Origin of the sequence: Marinitoga sp. 38H-ov, assembly GCF_011057715.1 — a bacterium.
Classification (GTDB): domain Bacteria; phylum Thermotogota; class Thermotogae; order Petrotogales; family Petrotogaceae; genus Marinitoga.
Genome location: NZ_LNGH01000020.1, coordinates 1 through 23,396 on the forward strand (window position 1 = coordinate 1; position 23,396 = coordinate 23,396).

The following is a 23,396-nucleotide window of genomic DNA, read 5'->3' on the forward strand; positions in this document are numbered from 1 at the left end:
AATCAAGTTTATCTTTAGAAACATCGATACCAACAAACAACATAGAAACACAACCTTTCAGAATTAGATTCTAACTCTGGGTATATAAGAAAAGAGCCTCGTTATATGTAAGAGCTATAGCTCATTCTCCGGTAGCAATTCAACTTATATACCAAAGTTAGTCAGACTATTCAAGGCACTTAAGTGCAGGAGGTGACAGAATTACTTTAGTTATATAATAACTCAGAGTTAGAATTATTTTTTTAAAAATAAATATCAGATTTATTAATTATATGAAAACATTATACACGAGGAGGTTTTAGAATGAGATATGATTATATTATAGAAAATTATGATAAAAATAAATGTTTCTCTAGTTTCTTACCTGGAATAGCTGGAAAAAATGGTATTCCAATGTGGGTATTTTATGTAAACAGAGGACAATGTATTGCTAGTTTCGGAATTGAAAATAAAAACAATGCAATTATGGAGTTTAAACCTGCTGATCAAAGTTATACTGCTACACCATTAAGAGGATTTAGAACATTTATAAAAATCGATGGTGAATATTATGAACCTTTCTCAGAATTAAATGACGCGAAAAGAGAAATGAGAATTAAGAAAAATTCATTAGAGATTGTTGAAGAAAGTAAAGATTTAACTATAAAAGTAATATATTTTACTATTCCTAATGATAATTACGCTGCATTAGTAAGAAGAGTAGAAATTGATAATAAAAACAAGAAAAATTTAGAAATAGTTGATGGAATGCCTGAAGTTTTACCCTATGGCATATCAAATGCATTATTTAAAGAAATGGGTTTTACTGCTAGAGCTTGGATGCAAGTTAATAATTATGAAAATAAAGTACCTTTCTATAGTGTTAGAACTGCTGTTGGCGATTTAGAAGTAGTTGAAGAAGTTACTAATGGTTATTTCTATTTTGCATCATATAATGATAAATTATTAGATGTAATATATGATAAAAATATTTTATTTGGTAATAAAACTGGATTAGTTGAACCATATGAATTTAAATATAATTCATTAGAAAATATATTACATAAAAAACAATATGATGAAAATAATTTACCTAGTGCATTTTGTGGTTTAAAAGATAATTCAGAAAAAATTGTTATTAATAGCATGATTGGTTTTTCTCATACAAGAGATTATATAAACGAAAACATAGATAAAATAAAAACAAATGAATATATTATAAATAAAATGAAAGAAGCTGATGATGTTGTAAATGAAATTGTTTCAGACATATATACAAATACAAGTAATGAATCATTTAATAAATATTGTGAACAAAACTATTTGGATAATATTTTAAGAGGCGGTTATCCTATATTATTTAACGATAATAAGATTGTCTATCATATATATTCAAGAAAACATGGTGATTTAGAAAGAGATTATAATTTCTTCTCTTTAGAAGCAAATAAGTACTCTCAAGGAAATGGTAATTTCAGGGATGTATTGCAAAATAGAAGAAATGATATTATTTTTAAACCAGAAATTGATGATTTCAATTTAAAGATGTTTATTAATTTAATACAAGCAGATGGTAATAATCCATTAGTTGTTAAAGGAACTGTATTTAAATATAATGGCAATTATGATAATTTAGATGAAAAATTAGCTGATTATTTAAAAAATAATTATTTCACTCCTGGAAAGTTATTAACCTTTGTTGAAAATAACGGAATAAACGTAGAAGATGATTTTATAGAAAATATCCTTAAAGATTCTATACAACTAGAACAAGCAGAATTTGGTGAAGGTTATTGGATTGATCACTGGACATATATAATGGATTTAGTAGAAACTTATTATGAAATATATCCAGATAAAATAATTGATAAATTATTTAATGAAAGAAAATTCAAAATATTTGATTCACATGCATTTGTAAAACCTAGAAGTGAAAAGTATAAGATTTATAAGGGAAGGGTTATGCAAATTGCTGCAATTGGTGAATCAGAAAAAAAAGCTGAAATAATTAAAAAAAGAGGTCATAATTATTTAGTTGATAAAGATAATAATATATATAACGCTACAATGTTTGAAAAATTACTATTATTAGCAGTAAATAAATTTGCTACATTGGATCCATATGGAATGGGACTTGAAATGGAAGCAAACAAACCAGGTTGGAATGACGCATTAAATGGCCTTCCTGGAATATTTGGTTCTGGTATGAGTGAAACATTTGAATTAAAAAGATTACTTTTATTCTTAAAAGAATATTGTGTAAAAGATGTTGAGATTTTTGAAGAATTAAAAGAATTTATTGATAACATAAATTATGAATTAGATAATTTCAAAGATCAGTTTACATATTGGAATAATATTTATTCTCATAAGGAAGATTATAGGAAAAAAGTATTTTTCAAAATCGGTGAAAGAGTTAATATTTCAAAAGAGTATTTATTAGACTTCATTAATAAAATGATTAATAAATTAGATGATGGAATTAAAAAAGCTAAAGAAATTGGAAAAGGTGTATATCCATCCTTCTTTACATATGATTTAGTAGAATACGAAGAAAAAGATGGGGGTATTATACCAAAAAGATTTGAAGTAAATGTTCTTCCATATTTCTTAGAAGGAATTGTTAGATCATTTAAGGTAATCGATGATAATGAAAGAAAAGAATTATATAAATTTGTGAAAGAATCAAATATCTATGACAAAAAATTAAAAATGTATAAAACATCAGAAAGTATTATGGATCAACCATATAGTATTGGTAGATTAAGAGCATTTACCCCAGGTTGGTTAGAAAATGAATCTATATTTATGCATATGGAATTTAAATATTTACTTGAAATATTAAAAGCAAATATGTTAGAAGAATTCTATGAAGATATTAAAACTATGTTGCCTCCATATATGAAATATGAAGTATATGGAAGAAGTTTATTAGAAAACTCTTCATTTATTGTAAGTAGTGCTAATAAAAATGAAAATCTTCATGGTCAAGGATTTAGTGCTAGATTAAGTGGTTCAACAGCAGAGTTTTTAAGTATGTGGAAATTAATGTTTATAGGAAATAAATTATTTAAAATGGAAAATAATGAATTAACCTTTACATTTGAACCAAGATTAAATTATGAATTCTATAATAATGGTGAAATTGAATTTAAATTATTTTCTAAAACATTGATAAAATATATTAATAAAAATAATTCAAAAGAAATAAAAAGAATGGAAATTTTTATTGAAAATAAAAAATTAGAAGTTACTGGAAATAAGTTAAAAGGAGAATTAGCTCATAAATTAAGAAATAAAGAAATAGATAAAATAATTTGTTATTTTGAATAAGCCCTTTGAGGGCTTATTTTTTTATGATATAATAAATATAATTAGCTATACTAATTAAAAAAGGGGGATTATTATGGATATTATTAATCATGTTGAAAATATTGAAAATGAAATTATTGAATCTTTAAGAAAGTTTATTTCTATTAATTCAGTTAATCCTAGAGCTGGTGGGCCTGGTGAAAAAGAGGTTGCAGAATGGTTAGAATCATATTTAAAAACACTTAATTTTGATGAAATAAAAAGATACGATGCACCAGATGATGCTGTTGAATATGGTTTTAGACCAAATATTATTGCTATGTATAATGGAACAAACCCTGAAAGAACTATTTGGTTTATAACCCATATGGATAAGGTTCCAGAAGGAGATCTATCATTATGGGAACACGATCCTTTTGATCCTGTTGTTAAAGATGGTAAAATATTTGGTAGAGGCTCTGAAGATAATGGAAGCTCATTAATAGCTACATTATTTGGAGTGAAAACATTAATGGATTTAAATATTAGACCTAAAAATAATATTGGTTTAGTTTTTGTTTCTGATGAAGAAACTGGAAGTGATTATGGAATAAAATACTTATTAAAACAAAATATTTTTAATAAGGAAGATTGGTATTATGTTCCCGATTCAGGAAATTCTGATGGTTCATTTATAGAAATAGCAGAAAAATCAATATTATGGTTAAAAATTACAACTTTTGGAAAACAGGCTCATGCTTCTACTCCAAATGTTGCAAAAAATGCTCATAGAGCTGCTATATATTTTGCAAAAGAATTAGATGAATTTTTACATGAAAAATATAATGCTGTAGATAATATGTTTGGAAGAATACCTATATCTACTTTTGAACCTACTAAAAAAGAACATAACGTTGATAATGTTAATACAATCCCAGGAACTGATATTTTATACTTTGATTGTAGGGTATTACCACAATATGATTTAAATGAAATAATAATTGATGTAAATAAAATAAAAGAAAAGTATGAAGCTAAATTTGGTGTTAAAATTAATATTGAAATTCCACAAATGGAATCTGCTCCAAATCCAACTCCAAAAGCTCATCCTATGGTATTAAAATTAAAAGAAAGCATAGAACATTTAAGAAATGTTAAAACTTTTGTAGGAGGTATAGGAGGAGGAACTTGTGCAGCAATTTTAAGACACGAGGGCCTTCCAGCTGTAGTTTGGGGAACAATGGATCATATGGCTCATCAACCTAATGAATATATTAAGATAAAACATTTAATTGAAGATACCAAGGTTTATGCAAATTTAATGAGTAAATTATAGGATGTGTTAATATGAAAACACTAATATTATATGGATTTGGTATTGGAGTTGTGGATGTTAGAAGTATTAAAAAAATAATTAATAAATATGAAAAAATTATAGTTTATACAGCAAAAGCCCCACAGGGGAAGGCAAAGGATATGCTAAAAGAATTAGAAAATATTGAAATATTTGAAACATTAAATTTCTATAATGAAGCTAAAAAGAAAGCTAAAGAAATTAAAAACTCCGATTTAGAGGATTTAGGAGATTTCGGAGATCGAGCGATGATGAGGGATCCATGCTAGAAAATATTAGTCTTATATTATTAGAAAGAGTTTCTTTAATTTTAGTAATTACATATATATTTTTCCAAACATATTTTATAAAAAGAATTTTTGGTAAGACTTTAGCTACCAAAAATAAGGTTATTTTAGGTATTATAGGTGGTTTTTTAGGAATACTTGGTACGGTTTTTGGAATTAAATATAATGGCGCTATAGTTAATTATAGAGATATTGGAGTTATTTTAGCAGGAATGATAGGTGGAATACCTGCTGGTATTATTGCCGCAGGTATTTCAGCAACATTTAGGCTTTTTTTAGGAGGAATAACAACCATTCCATGTTTTTTAGGCACATTAAGTGCTGGTATAATTAGTGGCAGTATTTCACAATATTATGGAAGACAACATTTTACTTTTTTTAGAACATTATTTTATACAACAATTATTGAGATTTTTCACCTGACTTATGTATTGATTATGGTAAAGCCTTTTTCTTTAGCTTATGACATAACGTTTAATATTCTATTTCCTATGGTTATTACAAATTCTCTCGGTGTATCTTTTCTCAATTATATGATAAAAAATATGGAAGAAAAACTAGAATTAACTGCTGAAAATACTATAAATTCAATATTTATTATAATGGAAGGAAGTTTGAATACAATAGAAAAAGGATTTAATGAAGAAAGTGCAAAAGCAATAGCTGAAAGTATATTAAACAATACAGATTTTGAAGCAGTGGCTATAACAGATAAAGAAAAAATTTTGTCACATGTTGGTATAGGTAGTGATCATCATATTGTTGGAATGAGTATAAAAACCGATGCAACAAAAAAGGTTATAAAAAGTGGGCAAGGATTAAAAATAGTTGGAAAAAAAGGTATAAGCTGTTCTATAAATAATTGTCCTTTATTTTCTGCAATAATAATTCCTTTAACAGATTTAAATAATGAATTAATTGGGACATTAAAATTATATTATTCAAAAAAGAATGAAATAAAAAATTCAGATATAATTTTTGGTAAAAAATTAGCTCAAACACTATCTTTAATTATTGCTATTGCTAAAATGAATGAAAATTTGAAATTGGCAACAGAAGAAAAATTAAGAGAATTAATGGCAAATTTGAGTCCACATTTTTTATTCAATACATTAAATGCCATAAAATATATTTCAAAAAAAGAACCAGAAAAAATTAATAAATTTATTGATAATATATCGGATTTATTAAGGTACACATTATACGAAAATAATAGATTTGTTTTTTTGAAAGACGAAATAAAATTTACTACAGATTACCTTGAATTAATGAAATTAAGGTATAATGATAAATTGGACTATGAAATTCTTTGTGGTGAAAAAGAAAATGAAATTTTAATACCCCCTTTTATTTTACAACCTCTAGTAGAAAATTCCATAAAGCATGGTATGAAAGATGATAAACTTATAATAAAAATAAAAATAGAAAAAATTAATGATTATATACAAATAATTGTAGAAGATAACGGTAAAGGTTTTAGAAAACAAGAAAAAAAAGGAAAAGGCCTTGAATTAATAAAGAATAGACTAAATTCTATTTATAATAATAATTATGATTTTAATATAAAAAATGTATTATTTGGCGGAACTGTTATAGAAATAAAAATCAAAAATACTATTAATAATAAAGTTGGTGAATTTGTATGATAAAAGTAGCTATTATTGATGATGAATATTATGCAAGAGAAAGTTTAAAAGATTTAATAACTGAAATGACAACATTTGAAATAATAGGATGTTTTGAAAGTGTAGAAGATTTTTTAAAAAATAAAAAAAATAATGATCCTGATGTTATATTTTTAGATATAGAATTGCCAAAACTAAATGGAATAAAAGCTTCAAAATATCTAAATAATTACAAAATAGTTTTTGTTACAGCATATTCCGAATATGCTGTAGATGCTTTTGAAGTAAATGCTCTTGATTATCTTACAAAACCCGTATCAGAAGTAAGATTTCTTGAAACTATAAACAGAATAGAAGAAACATTAAATAAAAAAAATATAATTACTACAATTGCTGTTGAACATAATAATGAGATAATATTTTTAAATTTTGAAGATATATTTTATTTTGAATATTTTAATAAAAATATACTTGCTATAACCGAAAATAATGAATACATTTTAAAACATTATAAAAATATTGGAAAATTAGAAACAGATTTACCTAAAAACTTTATTAGAATACATAAATCTTATATAATAAACCTTAATTACATTGAAAAATTTATTAAAAATCCCATTTCATTACAAATGAAAAATAAAAAGATTTTACCTATAGGTAAAACACATCTAAAAGAAATTAAAACGATTTTAAAAATCTAGTCAAGTGAAATTATTATCTTTTAAACTAAAAAAATGGCCATTAAGGTCATTTTTTTTATTGTTTAAGATTAAATAAATTATTTTAATGATAGACTATCTCTTGGAATTTTAATTTTGAAAGGGGGAATTATGTGAATTCATTACTACTAGCTATTTTAGCATTTTTTGGATACTGGTTAGCATATAACACATATGGTAAATGGATATCAAAGAAAATTTTCGGTCTAAATGACGAAAACCCTGTTCCATCAAAAGAATTTGAGGATGGAGTTGACTATGTACCAACTAAAAAACACATTTTATTAGGACATCATTTCACAACTATTGCTGGTACAGGACCTATTGTTGGTCCAGCTATTGGTGTTATTTGGGGTTGGGTACCTGCATTTATTTGGGTATTTTTTGGTTCAATTTTTATGGGCGCTGTACATGATCTTACATCATTGATAATATCTGCTAGATATCAAGGAAAAACTATAGGTGAATTAACAGGTAGTTTGATTAATGAAAGAACAGCAAAAATATTTTTGATATTAATACAATTCTTATTGTGGATTGTTTTGGCTGTCTTTGCAATGATTGTAGCATTATTATTTAATATGTATCCACAATCAGTATTTCCAGTATGGATGGAAATACCTATAGCTATGTGGTTAAGTTATATGGTATATAATAAAGGAAAAAATGATACTGTATATTCTATAATTGCAATTATATTAATGTATGTGACAATAGCTATCGGTGTAATATTACCAATTACAGGAATCTCTCTTATGACTTGGATATATATTTTAATGATTTATGTATTCTTAGCTTCCACTATGCCTGTTCATAGATTATTACAACCTAGGGATTATATAAATTCTCATGAATTGTTAATTGCTATGGCATTATTAGTATTAGGTATTATTATTGGACATCCTAAAATCGTTGCTCCAGCATTCCAAACAGTATCAGATGCTCCACCATTATTCCCTATTTTATTTATCACTATAGCTTGTGGAGCTATATCTGGATTTCATAGTTTAGCATCTTCAGGTACAACTGTTAAACAAATGGAAAAAGAAACAGATGCACATTTAATAGGTTATGGCGGAATGATATTAGAAGGCATATTAGCAACCGTTGTTATTATTGCTGTAACTGCAGGATTAGGTATGAATGGCGGAGGAGTACAAGCTTTTACATCACATTATGCTTCATGGGCAGCTGCAAGTGGATTAGGTGCAAAGTTATCTGCAGTTATAAACGGATCTGCTAATTTAATGAATTCATATGGTATTCCTTTAGATTTAGCAAAAACAATAATGGCTGTATTTATTGTTTCTTTTGCTGGTACAACTATGGATTCATCAACTAGAATTCAAAGATTTGCTTTACAAGAATTATTTTCAAATAAAGATGGTGAAGTTGTTGTTAAACCTTTAAAAAATAGATATATTGCAACAGCTATAGTAATTTTAGCTGCATTAGCTTTAGCATTATCAACAGGTGATGGTAAAGGCGCTTTAATACTATGGCCAGTATTTGGTGCATTAAATCAATTATTAGCTAGTCTAGCTTTATTAATTGGAACAGTTTATTTGGCTCAAAAGAAAAAGCCATTATGGATTACAGGATTACCAATGTTATTTATGATGGTTATGACATTATATGCTACAATATTAAATCTGAAAAAGTTTATAGACAGTGGAAATGGATTATTAATTTTTGTAACTATAGTTACTTTGGTAATTGCACTTTGGATTTTAATAGAAGGATTTATCGCTATTGCTAAAGCCAATAAAGAAAGTGAACCATTAGAAGAAGAAATATAAAATTTTATATTTGTATGCCTCGCTTTTTGCGAGGCGATTTTTATTTTTAGGTTAATAAATTGCCAATATAGAAAAATACCATGATGATCATAAATAAATGATCTTATTCTATTCTAATAGTCAAAAAAATGGAGGAATCATCATGAAAAAATTATATTTAAGTATATTGTTGATATTATTATTTATTTTTCAAAGTTGTATTTTAAAAAATCAACCACCTATTATTGAAAATATGACTCCTAATGGCCAAACAATAACTTCAAATACAGTAACATTTAAATGGATCGCAAAAGATCCTGAAGATAGGCTTGAGTATTATAACTTCTTTTTATTTTCAAATGGAAAAATTGTTAGCCAAAGTCTAAATCATGCTTCTAATTCATATAAAATAGAGAATTTAGAAAATGGAGAATATGAATGGCTAATTCAAGCATTTGATGTTGAAGGTAATAAGTCTGAAAAAAGTGCTACTTTTAAAATAGACATACCTAATAATTCCCCTATTAAATCATTTTTGATTTATCCAGAAAATAATAATTCTGTTAATCCATATAATCTTACCTTTAAATGGAATAAAAGTGTGGACTTCGATGGAGATTATGTATTTTATAACCTCTATTTATCTGATTCTACTCCTTTAACTACACCTATTGCCACTAATTTAAATACTACTCAATATACAATTGAGAAATTAAAATTAAATACTACATATTACTGGATGGTTGAATCATATGACACTAATGGAGCATCAGAAATATCTAATATTTGGTCTTTTAAAACATTAGACAATACTCCTCCTATTGTTGATTTTCCTAAAAAGGAATATATTGTAAAAGAAAATGAATCGTTTGAAATTGATTTAAGTAACTTTGTTTCTGATATGGAAGACAATTATTTTGAATATCAATTAATTACAAATAATGGCGCATATATTCAAGGTAGCAAATACATATTTAAGCCTGGATATGATTTTGTAAAACATCCCTATTCCGAAAAAAAGATACAAGAACAAATAATTATATCTGATTCTAAAGATACTTCTAGTGGAGTTTTAAATATATTAATTAAAGATGTTAATAGATCCCCTGAAACACCAAAAATAATTTACCCTTTAAATAATTCTATAATTCCTAAAGATTTCACATTAAAATGGGAATGTTCAGATCCAGATGGCGATTCTTTAACGTTTGATATTTATACAGCTACTTCTCAAACACAATACAGTAAGATAGCTACTGGAGTTACAAATAATAAATATAATTTAAATTTAAATTATAATACAGAATATTATATAAAAGTAGTTGCAATAGATTCATATGGAAAAACAAAAGCTGGTAATGAGATAAAAATAAAAACACAAAAAACTCCTTATCAAATTGAATGGGAAAAAGATTTATCTGATATATTGGATATATTCGATTATAATAACACTTTAATAATCGTAACAAAAAACGGAATATATAATCTCAGTACTACTGGAGAAGAAATTAAACATATTAACTTAAGTAATTTAATCTCTAATAGTGTAATATTTGAAAACAAATTATATATTCCAGATTCTAATGGAAATATTAATATAGTAAATTTAAATTCTTTTGAAATTGAAAATAGCATATTTATTGAAAACAATATATTAGGAATTACAATTAGTAAAGATTATAAGAATATAAAAAGAGTATATGCAATATCTCAAAATGGTGTCTTAACTATTTTAAATTTAAATACTAACGAATTAGAATGGAGTAAAAGTTTTAGCTTATCTCCAATTGGTCCGGTATTAATAATTGAAAATGGCTATATAGTAATAGGAGGAAATGATGGTAATAATGGAAAAATATTAATTTTAAAACCTAAAGGAAAAATATTCAAAGAATTGTCATTTAATAATTCCATCACTTCATTAATTTCAAATGATAATAACAGTAATATTTATTTTGCTATTGATAATATAGTATATAAATATTCTAAAGATGGTAATAAAATTTGGGAATTATCTTTATCAGAAAATATAGAAAATGAAATATTAAATGATGGTAATAATATAATAGCTACTTCAAAAAATAAAATATTCATACTTGATAATAACGGAACTTTAATTAATACATATAATGCAAATAACTTATTTTCAAAAACAATGACTATTTCTAAAAATAATAATATATATGGAATAACAGAAAATGGGATTGTTATAAATAACAAAATAAATAATATTGGTATAGAAAATATTATTTCTTATTCGCGAATTAATGATGGGTTATTATATTTTGCTTCAAAAAATAAATTATATAGCTTATCAATTGGTAATGATGAAAAAAATAATAACTATTGGGCAACTTTTGGAAAAAGTAATAATAACAGAAATTCATATGTAAGAAATAATTCCTCTCCAAATAAACCAGAATTAATTTATCCACAAAATCAATCATTTGAGATTCCTATTAAATTTTCTTTTATATGGGATTGTAGTGATCCAGAAGATGATGAATTGTCATATGATCTTTATTTAGGCGAAGATGATAATTTGAGCTATATAGATACTGTAAAAGCTACATCATATGAAATAAATCTTGAAAATAATAAAAGATATTATTGGAAAATAGTAGCATCAGATGGTGAAAAAAATACTGAAAGTGAAACATATACTTTTAATACAATACCATCACCAGCTGAAACAAAGTTTAAAACAAAAGTTGAAGGAGCATCTATTTTTTCACCGGCAATATCCGATGACAATAACATTTTTATTTCTACTAGCAATGGAAATATATATCAATTTAATTCTAATGGAATCTTAATTTGGAAATATGAGACTAATGGATTTATAAAAGCACCTGTGGTTTTAAATCCATATAATCAAATTATTGTTGGAAATTCAATTGGAGAATTATACATTATTAATTCTAATGGCACTTTATCTAACAAAGTTTTATTAAATAATGGTATAAGCAAGCCTATTTCATTAAGCGGGTTTGGAGAAATATATGCGATAACAGACATAGGAACAGTGTATAAATTAAGTTCATCAGGTAATGAACTATGGCACATTGATTTATCTGGAAAACCAACCACAAATATAGTTGTTGACAATAGCGATAATATATACTTTGGACTAAACAATAGTTTATACAGCATAGATAGCAATGGTAATATTAGATTTAAATTAGATTTACCAATGAGTATCTCTTCTGATTTATCTATTGATGATAATGAAAATATTTATTTTGCAACTGAAGAAAAAAGTATATATTCGATAACAAAAAATGGAAAAATATATTTTAAAGAATACATAAACGAATATGTAAAGGGAAGTATTTTAATAGATAACAATAATTCTATTGTCTTTGGTACTACTTCTGGAAATTTATATAGATATTACTATTTTAGCGATTATTTTGAAAAAATAACCTTAAATGATATTCCATATTCAACTATATTAATGGACGAAGTAAAATATATATCTACAAAAAACAAGTTTATAGTATATAATGGCGAATTACGTTGGTTTGATAATTACAGTAAAATAAAACACTCTCCTAATATTGATATAAACGGCGTTATTGTTTTTGGAACCACTGATGGATATTTATATGGAATATATGGAGATTCTCCTAATTTAAGAAATTCTGATTGGCCAATTGCATATGGAGATAGAAAACATACTGGCAATATTAATAAGAATATCATTATGCCAGACAACAGACCACCATTAAAGCCATTTAATCCATATCCGGCAGATAAAAGTACTTTAACCTTAAATACTATAACTTTAACCTGGGAATCAAATGATCCTGATGGAGATAACATTTATTTCAATATATACTTTGGAAATGATAAAACACAAGAATTAATAGCTCAAAATATAACTCAAAGCTATTATACATTAAATAATATCAAACCTGGAATTTATTATTGGTATGTTGAAGTTATAGATGATTTTGGAAATATTGTAAAAGGTGATCTTTGGTCATTTACTGTAGAAAAGAATATTGAAAATAATTCTCCATTAAAACCAAATTTATTATACCCATCAAATAATCAAAATGATGTTCCTTTAAATGCTAAATTAGAGTGGTCATGTTCAGATCCAGATGGTGATACATTAACATATGATTTATACATAAATACTGAACCAATATTAACAACACCTGTAATATCAAATTATGATAAGACATTCTACAATATTAATTTAAATCCTGGAACTACATACTACTGGAAGGTTGTAGCTAAAGATGGCAATGGTGGTGAAAACTCTAGCGATATTTATTCATTTACTACATCAGAAAAAACAAATATTCCACCTAATAAACCTATATTGATTTCACCAACAAATAATTCCAAGGATTTAGAACCAAATTTAACATTATACTGGAATTGTTCAGATCCAGATGGTGATACATTAACCTATGATGTTTATTTAGATAAAACAATTAACCTTACAACACCTTATATAACAGATGTAACAGATACATCATTAACTATTTCAAACCTTGAATTAGGAGCAACATATTACTGGAAGGTTGTAGCTAAAGATGGTAATGGTGGTGAAAATTCTAGCGAAATATATTCATTTACAATTAAGGACAATACAGGTCCACTAACTCCAAAATTATATTTTAATGACACATTTGTAAATTCAGGAGATCAAGGCGAATTAATTATTCATGGACAAAAATTAGAAAATGTGCAAGCTTTTGACATTGAGATTAAATATGATAATACAAAAATTCAAATATCATCTGTTGAAGCAATTGGTGAATTACAAGGTAAAAGTTTAATTATTAATGAAAATAACGGTAAAGTTAAAATTACAAATTTATCATTCTCGCCTTATACTATAAACAATAGTGATATTTTGAAAATTAAGTTTACAGCAATTGGTGATAAAGGTAATACAGAAGTATCCTTTACCAATGGAACTAAAATTATTAATTCTAATGGTGAAACCTTATCAGTTGATATAACAGATATTGGTATTATTTCTATAAAATAAATTCATGAAATTCTATATTTATGAAAAATTTTATGAATAAAATTTTTGAAAGAAGGTGATAAATATAAAAATTTATTAAAAATTTAAAGATTTTGTTTTAATGTACGATATATATTATAGAAAATTTTATATATGGAGGTGTTATTATGAAACTGAGAAATTTGACTTTTTTTATTGTTTTATTAACAGTTTTTCTTCTTTCGAGCTGTTTTAAAAGTGTACCAGTTGAGTTATTAAATACTCCGCATGTAAACGTAACTTTAGGAAACGATTACAAGATTCAATCTAAAGTAAATGCTTCTGCTTTAGAAATTGAATTTGATAGAAAAATACCTAAAGATGCGTTTATATACGACAAAAATAACTCATTATTATTTGTAAAAGAGTACTCAAACAAAACTGTGGTTATGTTTTCAAAAGCACAAAGAGATATTGTTCCTGGCGAATTTTTATTTTCTGTTAAAAAAGAATATTTAAATCCAGAAAACAATAAACTTTACACTGAGGCTGCTTTATTTGATGAAAAAAATAATAAAATTATTACTAAAGCCTCTGCTCCGTATGAAGATGGATTAAGTGTTTCAGATTCTATAAAATTAAGAACTGGTGATGAAGATGCAATATTTATACACGCAAAAAATATTTCTAATGTTGAAACTTTCCAATTAGATGTAATTTATCCAAACGGTTTAATTGATATTGATACTTCTAAAGGAACTAATGGAATCGAACTATTAAATTCTGTTGAAAATACATTATTATCAGATCCAATAATTACTCCGGGAAAGTTAAAAATTACATTTTTAACTCAAAACGGTACAACTTTAAGTATATCTGATGAAGATATTATAAAAATACATATCATTGCAAAGGATGTAGATCCTAAGGGTATAGGAAACGTTACTGTTAATGCAACCTTATTGGATAATAATTTAAACGAAATAAATGTTGACACTCATACTGGAGATATAGCTGTATATGATCCTATATTATTAGGTGATTTTGATGATCCTACTACTCCTGATAATGAAAAAAATAATAAAGTAGATATTGATGATTTCTTGCTATTCTTGAATTATTACGATTCAACACAAGGTGATGGAATTTACAATGAAGAATTTGATATTTATCCATCTGAGATAGCTCCTTTAGACTCTTGGGAAGGAATATATAGCATTTCAATCAAAGACAGTAAAATAAATTTATATGATTTCATAATTTTTGCAAGAAATTATTCAAAATCTTTGCCATCTGAAAATACACCTCCATCATTTACTGGAAATTCACCTAATCCTTCAGATAGTCAAACGGGAGTTTCAATAACAATCGCATTGGATTTTAATGATGCAACTGATCCTGATGGAGATACTGTAAAATACGATGTTTATTTAAGTACAACAAAAACATTAGTTGATAATATGGATCCAACGGCAAAAATAGAACAGAATTTAACATCATCAATCACTAGTAATTTAGATTTAGAAAGAGGAACCACTTATTATTGGAAAGCTGTAGCAAAAGATGAAAAAGGTGGAATTGATCAAACACCTACATATAGTTTTACAACTGAATCTTTGGATAAAGTATTTATTGCCGGAGGAAATGAAGGAGTATTTGTCGTTGACGTAAGTACCACTTCAAATCCTTCAATAGAAAATTCTTTAGATATAGAAGGTTTTGTATATGACATTGTTAAGTTTAATGGCACTAATGATAAATATATAGGTGTTGCAAGAGGAAACGAAGGAATAACTGTGTTGTATTATGACTATGATGGGGCAAATTGGACATTAGAAGAAGATAATAATTTGCCAAAATTCTATTTAGGAGATCAAGCTAAAGGTATTGCTTATTATTATGATGGATCAAACCACTATTTATTAGCTGCAGCTGGTTCAGCAGGATTATATATAATTAAATTTACATCTTCAGCACCAGACACAGCTGGTAATGATAACCCTTTAGGAACTTTTGGATTATCTTTAAAATCGCATTTAGCTATAAGCGGTGATTCAAATCAAATTACATTAGATGGAACAGCAGCTTATATTGCTGCAGGCAATGGTGGGCTAGCTATAGTTGACATCTCTGATCTTTCAAATCCTGTATTATTAGGAACACTAAGTACTATTGAAGCTAAAGATGTTGCTGTTGATGGAAATTATGCTTATGTTGCTGCTGGAGAAAACGGCGTTTATAAAATAGATGTAAGTGATAAAACAAATCCTAGTGAGGTTACTTCATATAATACATTAGGTTTTGCAGAAGGTATAGATGTTCAAGGAGAATATGTATTTGTTGCTGATGGATCAAATGGATTAGTTAAATTAAAAAAGGATACATTGTCTTATGAAGGAGTTTATAATACAGCAGGTTATGCAAAAGGTATATCCGTTGACGGTGGTACTGGATTTATTGGTGACGATTATAATGGATTAAATATCATTGATGTAAATAATTTATCATTACTTGGTTCTTTAGATAATGGCTCCGTTGCTAGAGATGTTGATATAGCAGAAAATCAATATATAATAGTAGCTGATGGTGACAATGGCGTTAAGATTTATGATGCTGGGGCAAATTTTGTGAATATTACTAATCCTACACTCATTAAAACTATAAAAACACCTGGTTATGCAAGATCTGTTAAATATGTTAAACATGATGATGGTGGAGGTAATGAAGAATATTTAATTTATGTTGCAAATGGTCCTAAAGGCATTTCTGTAATTAATGCTGATGATAGTGACAATGATACTCCATTTGAGAATGCTGCTGATATTGACATGATTAATTTTGGTACACCATCATCTCCAAAATATAATATTGATACTGACGGCTATGTTTATGATGTTTATCCATATGCTGTAGATGGAACCTTTGATATTTCTGGTAATGAATATCTATATGTAGCAGATGGTTTAGGTGGTTTATTAGTATATGATATAAAAGATCAAACTAATGCAAGAGAACCTGTATTTAAGAAAAAGTTCGACACTAAAGGAGTAGCTATGGCTATAGGTTATGATGATGATTATGATGGTTCAGGTAATCCTGCATTGATAGTAGCTGATGGCGATAATGGCATAGTATTACTTGATATAGCAATACCTGATGATCCATCTATCCCAGTTCCATCACATCCAAATTACAATACTTCAGGAACTGCTTTTGATTTATACGTTGATGCTGCAAACAATGATGTTTATGTAGCTGATGGAACTCAAGGATTAAATGTTGTTAATTATTCATATTCAGCTGGACCTCCAATAACAATCACATGGTCTTCAAGAGGTGGAATTAAATTTGATGATGCTATAATTACCGGAATTGAACAAAGAGCAAGTGAATATTATCAACTAGCTGCTGGAAATAGAGGGGTAGTTGTTATGCGCGTAAATGATCCTACACAATTAACAAATGCTGATGTTTTTGATTCTTCTACTTCAGACAGCGATAGTGATAATAATTATATTGCATCCGAATATAATACTCAAGGTTCATGTTATTCTACTATTTATAAGAACGTTACAAATGACTATACCTTAGTAGCAGATGGTGAAAATGGTTTAGTAATATTAAGCGATACTGGTGCGCCATATGCTTTTACACTCGAAAAAGATTTAGACTGGATAAACTTTGGAAATATTGCTACAAATTAATTTCAATCCCCGAGAATAATCTCGGGGTTTTTTATATTAATTTCTTATAAGTTTATGGTATAATATATTAGACAATTTAATAAATTCTTTTAAAGTGTAAGGGAAAACGGTGAAAATCCGTTGCGGTCGCGCCACCGTGAGTGGGGACGAAACCAGCATTATGCCACTGGAATTTTCCGGGAAGGAGCTGGAAGTAGAATGATCCACAAGCCGGGAGACCTACTTTAAAAGAATTTGCTCCATCTTCTCGCGAGAGGAAGATGGATATAAATTTTATACAGGAGGGATTATATGAAAAAAGTCATTTTAGCAGTATTATTGGTATTTTCATTATCATTATTTGCATTCCAACCTATAACATTGGTTGATGATTTAGGTAGAGTTGTTGTTTTTGAAAAAGAAGTTGAAAGAATTGTTGTCGCAGCTCCTTCTATATCAGATTATATTGTAAAACTTGGTGCTAAAGATAGGGTTGTCGGAGTTACGGATTATGATAATTACATTACTGACGTTGAAAGAATAGGAAAAATGGTGCCTTTAAATGTGGAAAAAATTATTTCTTTAAATCCTGATGTTGTATTATTAACAGGAGGATTCCAAGAAGGTGAAGTTTCTAAATTAGAAAAATTTGGAATAAAATCATTTGTTGTTAACCCTACCAATTTAAATGAAGTATTTAGAGATTTATCTCTTATTGGAGTAATATTAGGAAAAGAAAAAACAGCTCAAGATTACGCACAAAAATTAAGAGCTAGAATGTTAAATATTGCAAAAAATGCATTTTCTTGGAATGATAAACCAAAAGTTTTATATTTAATGGCATATGGAAGCGTTTCTCAAATGTGGACAAGTGGTACAGGTTCTTTTTTAAATGAAATTATTATATATGCAGGTGGAGTTAATGTTGCTGCTCCGTATTCCGGTAATAATGGTTGGTTTTCTGTAGGTCCTGAATTTGTAATTAAAGAAAACCCAGATATTATATTGGTTCCAGGATATTATCCAGGTGACAAAGGAGCATATGATTTAATAATGAATGCGGAACAATTTAAAGATATAAATGCTGTAAAAAACAAAAAAGTATTTATTATTGATGGCAACAAAGCATCTCTATCAAATACAGAATTAATAGATTTATTAGGAGAGATTAATCAGCTCTTCAGTGAAAATAAATGAAAAAATTAATTTCGGGGAATTTTTCCCCGATTTTTTCCCTTATTATCGGAATTATTTTAATTATTTTATCTATAATATTATTCACATCATTAGGTACAGTAAAAATACCTTTTAATGAGGTTATACTCTCATTTTTAAATAAATCTGATAATGTATTATACAATAGGATAATATTTAACATTAGACTACCAAGAGTTATTGGAACTATACTAATAGGCGCTATTCTTGCAATAGCTGGTAATGATTTTCAAATGATTATTAAAAATCCTCTTGCAGATCCGTTTATTATAGGTATCTCGTCTGGTGCAAGTTTTGGTGCTGTAATGTATACAGCTTTAAAAAGCGTATATGGTATAGATTTACCGTTTGGAATTGAATTTTTTGCTTTTATTTCAGCTTTAATTGCTACTGCTATTACCTTTACTCTTGCTAAAGAAGGAAAAAAGATTCCCGTAGTCTCTTTAATTTTAAGCGGTGTTATTGTAGGGTTTGTTTTTAATTCTATATCAACTCTTTTTACAGTACTTTTTTGGCAAAATTTACTACACGTAAATTTTTGGTTAATGGGAAGTACTGGTAATATAGTATGGTCTGATATATTAATTCTAATTATTTTTTTAACTTTACAAATCTTTATTAATTTCATATTTAAAAAACATATTGAAGTTGTAGCTATGGGCGATGATATATCTATTTTTTCTGGAATAAATCCAGAAAAAATTAAATTATTAGTGTTAACTATAAATATTTTTGCTGTATCTGTTGTTGTTTCAAAGGCTGGTATTATAGGATTTGTGGGATTAATTATTCCTCATTTAGTAAGAAAAATTACTGGTCCTAATATGTATTATTCCACTATCGGTTCTTTTATATACGGTGGGATATTTTTAGGTTTTGCCGATCTATTTTCAAGATATTTATTTAGACCCGCAGAATTACCAATAGGTGTTACAACATCATTAGTAGGCGCTCCTATATTTATATATATTATGAAAAGAGGAAGAAAAATATGAAAATAATTGAGATTAAAAACTTAAATTTTTCATATGGAAATAATTTTAAATTATATATAGATGAATTGTATGTAGAAAAGGGTGAGTTTGTATCTATAATTGGACCTAATGGTTCAGGTAAAACTACTGTATTAAAATTATTGACATTAATAGAAAAAAAAGATAATGGAGAAATTATTATTAATGGAAAAAACATAGAAAATTATTCAAAAAAAGAATTATTTAAAGAAATATCTGTTGTACCACAAGAATTTTTTACATCTTTTGACTTTACTGCTGAAGATATTATTTCTTCTGGTAGAATACCACATGAAACTTTTTTTTCAAAAAGCGATATTAATATCATTGATGAAACAATGAAAAAAACAAATACTTTAATATTTAAAAGTAGAATATATAATACATTAAGTGGTGGAGAAAAGCAAAGAGTTATGCTTACAAGATCTTTAGTACAAGATACTAATGTAATATTATTAGATGAATTTGTTTCACAAATTGATCCAGGTTATACACAACAATTAATACGTATAGTAAAAAATGAATCTATAGAAAAACATAAAAGTATAATTTCTATATTCCATGATATTAATTTAGCCTCATTATATTCTGATAGAATATATATATTTAAAGATGGTATTATTAAATATTCTGGAAAACCAGAAAATGTTATTACAAAAAATATAATGAAAGAAATATTTGATATTGATTGTATAATAACTTATCATCCTACAAAAAATAAACCTCAAGTAATTTTTGAATATTAAATATTTTGTGATATTAAAATATTATGATATAATTAATATATATATTATCTTAAATCATGTCAAAATCATTCCAATATATAGGCTCTAAAAAGAGTCTCTTTTTTTGTTTAATGCATAAAAATTAATATATAAAATTTGAAAGGAGGAGGATGAATTGAGTGTAAAGTATATTATAAACATTGATAAGGTGGAACAATTAACAGATGAAGAAAAAAAAGAATTAAAAAAAGTTACAGAAAAATACAAATTTAGAGCAAATGATTATTATTTAGGTTTAATTAATTGGAATGATCCAAATGACCCTATTAGAAAATTAATTATACCTCAAGTTGAAGAGTTGGAAGAATGGGGTAAATTGGATGCTTCAAATGAAAAATCATATACCAAAAGCAAAGGATTACAACACAAATATAGAGATACGGCTTTGCTTCTGGTAAATGATGTGTGTGGAGGATTTTGTAGATTTTGTTTTAGAAAAAGATTATTTATTAATGTTGGTGAAGAAGTTGCAAGAGATGTAAGTGATGATTTAGAATATATAAAAAATCATAAGGAAATAACAAATGTATTATTAACTGGTGGAGACCCATTATTATTATCTACAAAGAAATTAGAAAATATTATCAAACAAATTAGAGATATTGACCATGTAAAAATAATTAGAATCGGATCAAAAATGCTTGCTTTTAATCCATACAGAATATTAGAAGATCCAGATTTAATAGAAATGATTAAAAAATATTCAACAGATGAAAAGAAGATATATATAATGACACAATTTAATCATCCTAATGAAATAACAGATGTATCTATTAAAGCTGCTAATAAGTTATTAAAAGCTGGAGCTATATTAGCAAATCAAACACCTTTAATAAAAGGAGTTAATGCAGATTGGAAAACCTTGATGGAATTATTTAAAAAATTGTCATTTATAGGTATACCTCCATATTATGTATTCCAAGGAAGACCCGTTGCTGGTAATAAACCATTTGTAGTTCCTATAGAAGAAGGTTATCAAATCTTTTTAAAAGCTATTATGAATGTATCAGGACTTGCTAAAAGAGCTAAATTTGCTATGTCCCATGAAACTGGAAAAATTGAAGTAGCTGCTTTAACTAAAGAACATATTATATTTAGATATCATAGAGCACATGATCCAAAAAATGCTGGTAAGTTTATGATATATAAAAGAAATCCTAATGCATATTGGTTAGATGATTATAATGATTTAGTTGATGAATATGTAGTTGAAAATTCATATATTAAATGAACCCAGAGATTTTCTCTGGGTTTATAAATTGTTTATAAAAAATGATATAATGATTATATATTAACTTAGGGGGGATAATATGGAATTAATTGATTCCGGTAGAAAAAAGATTGAATGGGTAAAGCAACATATGAAAGTATTAAATTCTTTAAAAGAAATGTATATGGATGAACAACCATTTAAAGATATAAATATATCTATGAGTATTCATCTTGAAGCTAAAACTGCTTATACAGCTGTTGTTTTGCATGAATTAGGTGCAAATGTAGCCATTACAAGTAGCAATCCATTATCGACACAAGATGATGTTGCTGAAGCATTAAAAACATATGGTGTTAATGTATATGCTAAACGTTCTACTGATGAAGAATTATATTGGAAAAATATTGACAAAGTTTTAGAAATTAAACCTAATATAGTTATAGATGATGGAGCTGATTTAGGAGTTAGAATTGTAGAAAAATATCCCGAATTATTAGAAAATATTTGGGGAATAAACGAAGAAACAACAACTGGTATAAAAAGATATAAAGCTTTACTTAAAGATGGAAAATTAAAAGTACCTGTTATAGATGTAAATGATTCATATATGAAATATCTTTTTGACAATAGATACGGAACTGGTCAATCTACATGGGATGGAATAATTAGATCAACTAATTTAACAGTTGCTGGCAAAAATGTTGTTGTTGCTGGTTATGGATGGTGTGGAAAAGGTGTAGCAATGAGAGCAAAAGGGCTCGGAGCAAAAGTAATTGTAACAGAAGTTGATCCTATAAAAGCTATAGAAGCTGTAATGGATGGTTTTGAGGTTATGCCTATGGATGAAGCTGCAAAAATAGGAGACTTTTTTATCACTGTAACAGGCGATACAGACGTAATTATAGAAAGACATTTTTTAAGTATGAAAGATGGCGCTGTACTTGCAAATGCAGGGCATTTTGATATAGAGGTAAAAGTTGCTGACTTAGAAAGAATAAATATTGAAAAAAAAGATGTTAGGAATGGTGTAACTCAATACACTATGCCAAATGGTAATAAATTATATTTACTTGGCATGGGAAGACTTGTTAATCTTGTAAACGGCGATGGACATCCTGTAGAAATTATGGATTTATCATTTTCTTTACAACTTGAAGGAGCAAAATATTTAAAAGAACATAAGGGAGAATTAGAAATTGATGTTAAACCTGTACCATATGAAGTAGATTTGAAAATAGCAAAAATAAAGCTAGAATCTATGGGAATAAAAATCGATGAATTAACACCAGAACAAATAGCATATTTAAACAGTTGGAAATAAATATAACAAATATAAACAAAAAAGGAAGCCTAGGCTTCCTTTTTTGTTGGGGTGGCATGTGGGATTTGAACCCACGACATCCTGATCCACAGTCAGGCGTTCTACCACTGAACTAATGCCACCATCACTAAAAAAAAAGGTGGCGCGCCCAGAGGGATTCGAAC

The 23,396-nt window shown here is 27.0% G+C and carries 13 protein-coding genes, 1 tRNA gene and 1 riboswitch; of the genes, 13 read left to right on the top strand and 1 reads right to left on the bottom strand.

The window, feature by feature from the left end; genetic code table 11:
- The first annotated feature begins 303 nt into the window (after nt 1-303).
- The 13 genes from AS160_RS06620 to AS160_RS06680 all read left to right on the top strand — a co-directional run bounded on the left by AS160_RS06620 (nt 304) and on the right by AS160_RS06680 (nt 23,232).
- Nucleotides 304-3,312 carry a hypothetical protein gene (locus AS160_RS06620; protein ID WP_165146705.1) on the top strand — a complete coding sequence of 1,003 codons (3,009 nt, stop codon included), beginning with the start codon at nt 304-306 and terminating at the stop codon, nt 3,310-3,312.
- 73 nt (nt 3,313-3,385) lie between these two features.
- Nucleotides 3,386-4,606, top strand: coding sequence for a M20 family metallo-hydrolase (locus tag AS160_RS06625; protein ID WP_165146708.1), 1,221 nt, complete (start codon nt 3,386-3,388; stop codon nt 4,604-4,606).
- 11 nt (nt 4,607-4,617) lie between these two features.
- The gene (locus tag AS160_RS06630) at nt 4,618-4,893 is read left to right on the top strand and encodes a hypothetical protein (RefSeq protein WP_165146702.1); all 276 of its coding nucleotides are present in this window, start codon (nt 4,618-4,620) and stop codon (nt 4,891-4,893) included.
- Nucleotides 4,887-6,557, top strand: a complete 1,671-nt coding sequence (locus AS160_RS06635) for a LytS/YhcK type 5TM receptor domain-containing protein (RefSeq protein ID WP_165146711.1) — start codon at nt 4,887-4,889, stop codon at nt 6,555-6,557. The genes AS160_RS06630 and AS160_RS06635 overlap by 7 nt, the downstream gene beginning before the upstream one ends.
- Entirely contained in the window at nt 6,554-7,237 is a 684-nt protein-coding gene (locus tag AS160_RS06640; RefSeq protein ID WP_165146714.1) for a LytTR family DNA-binding domain-containing protein, read from the top strand. Before AS160_RS06635 ends, AS160_RS06640 begins: the two co-directional genes overlap by 4 nt.
- A gap of 131 nt (nt 7,238-7,368) precedes the next feature.
- A complete protein-coding gene (locus AS160_RS06645) occupies nt 7,369-9,054 on the top strand; it encodes a carbon starvation protein A (protein WP_165146717.1) in 1,686 nt (561 codons plus the stop codon).
- Between the two features lie 142 nt (nt 9,055-9,196).
- Nucleotides 9,197-14,044 carry a hypothetical protein gene (locus AS160_RS06650; protein ID WP_165146720.1) on the top strand — a complete coding sequence of 1,616 codons (4,848 nt, stop codon included), beginning with the start codon at nt 9,197-9,199 and terminating at the stop codon, nt 14,042-14,044.
- Nucleotides 14,045-14,190: 146 nt separating this feature from the next.
- Complete coding sequence (locus tag AS160_RS06655) at nt 14,191-17,706, top strand: hypothetical protein (protein ID WP_165146723.1); 3,516 nt, start codon at nt 14,191-14,193, stop codon at nt 17,704-17,706.
- Between the two features lie 75 nt (nt 17,707-17,781).
- Nucleotides 17,782-17,948: riboswitch (cobalamin riboswitch) on the top strand.
- Nucleotides 17,949-17,997: 49 nt separating this feature from the next.
- The gene (locus AS160_RS06660; RefSeq protein ID WP_165146726.1) at nt 17,998-18,882 is read left to right on the top strand and encodes an ABC transporter substrate-binding protein; all 885 of its coding nucleotides are present in this window, start codon (nt 17,998-18,000) and stop codon (nt 18,880-18,882) included.
- A complete protein-coding gene (locus AS160_RS06665; RefSeq protein ID WP_165146729.1) occupies nt 18,879-19,895 on the top strand; it encodes an iron ABC transporter permease in 1,017 nt (338 codons plus the stop codon). Before AS160_RS06660 ends, AS160_RS06665 begins: the two co-directional genes overlap by 4 nt.
- A complete protein-coding gene (locus AS160_RS06670; protein ID WP_165146732.1) occupies nt 19,892-20,659 on the top strand; it encodes an ABC transporter ATP-binding protein in 768 nt (255 codons plus the stop codon). Before AS160_RS06665 ends, AS160_RS06670 begins: the two co-directional genes overlap by 4 nt.
- 154 nt (nt 20,660-20,813) lie before the next feature.
- The gene (locus AS160_RS06675) at nt 20,814-21,929 is read left to right on the top strand and encodes a KamA family radical SAM protein (protein WP_165146735.1); all 1,116 of its coding nucleotides are present in this window, start codon (nt 20,814-20,816) and stop codon (nt 21,927-21,929) included.
- A 79-nt stretch (nt 21,930-22,008) separates the two neighbouring features.
- Nucleotides 22,009-23,232: an adenosylhomocysteinase gene (locus AS160_RS06680; protein WP_206528124.1), complete on the top strand. Its 1,224-nt coding sequence runs from the start codon at nt 22,009-22,011 to the stop codon at nt 23,230-23,232.
- 47 nt (nt 23,233-23,279) lie between these two features.
- On the opposite strand, the gene AS160_RS06685 is transcribed toward AS160_RS06680, so the two are convergent.
- A tRNA-His gene (locus tag AS160_RS06685) sits at nt 23,280-23,354 on the bottom strand.
- Nucleotides 23,355-23,396: the final 42 nt, after the last annotated feature.

Bases quoted from the DNA above. Each gene is read 5' to 3' on its own strand.
- AS160_RS06670 (WP_165146732.1), top strand. From the start codon at position 19,892: ATGAAAATAATTGAGATTAAAAACTTAAATTTTTCATATGGAAATAAT.
- AS160_RS06665 (WP_165146729.1), top strand. From the start codon at position 18,879: ATGAAAAAATTAATTTCGGGGAATTTTTCCCCGATTTTTTCCCTTATT.
- AS160_RS06635 (WP_165146711.1), top strand. From the start codon at position 4,887: ATGCTAGAAAATATTAGTCTTATATTATTAGAAAGAGTTTCTTTAATT.
- AS160_RS06660 (WP_165146726.1), top strand. From the start codon at position 17,998: ATGAAAAAAGTCATTTTAGCAGTATTATTGGTATTTTCATTATCATTA.
- AS160_RS06655 (WP_165146723.1), top strand. From the start codon at position 14,191: ATGAAACTGAGAAATTTGACTTTTTTTATTGTTTTATTAACAGTTTTT.
- AS160_RS06630 (WP_165146702.1), top strand. From the start codon at position 4,618: ATGAAAACACTAATATTATATGGATTTGGTATTGGAGTTGTGGATGTT.
- AS160_RS06640 (WP_165146714.1), top strand. From the start codon at position 6,554: ATGATAAAAGTAGCTATTATTGATGATGAATATTATGCAAGAGAAAGT.
- AS160_RS06625 (WP_165146708.1), top strand. From the start codon at position 3,386: ATGGATATTATTAATCATGTTGAAAATATTGAAAATGAAATTATTGAA.
- AS160_RS06650 (WP_165146720.1), top strand. From the start codon at position 9,197: ATGAAAAAATTATATTTAAGTATATTGTTGATATTATTATTTATTTTT.
- AS160_RS06620 (WP_165146705.1), top strand. From the start codon at position 304: ATGAGATATGATTATATTATAGAAAATTATGATAAAAATAAATGTTTC.
- AS160_RS06680 (WP_206528124.1), top strand. From the start codon at position 22,009: ATGGAATTAATTGATTCCGGTAGAAAAAAGATTGAATGGGTAAAGCAA.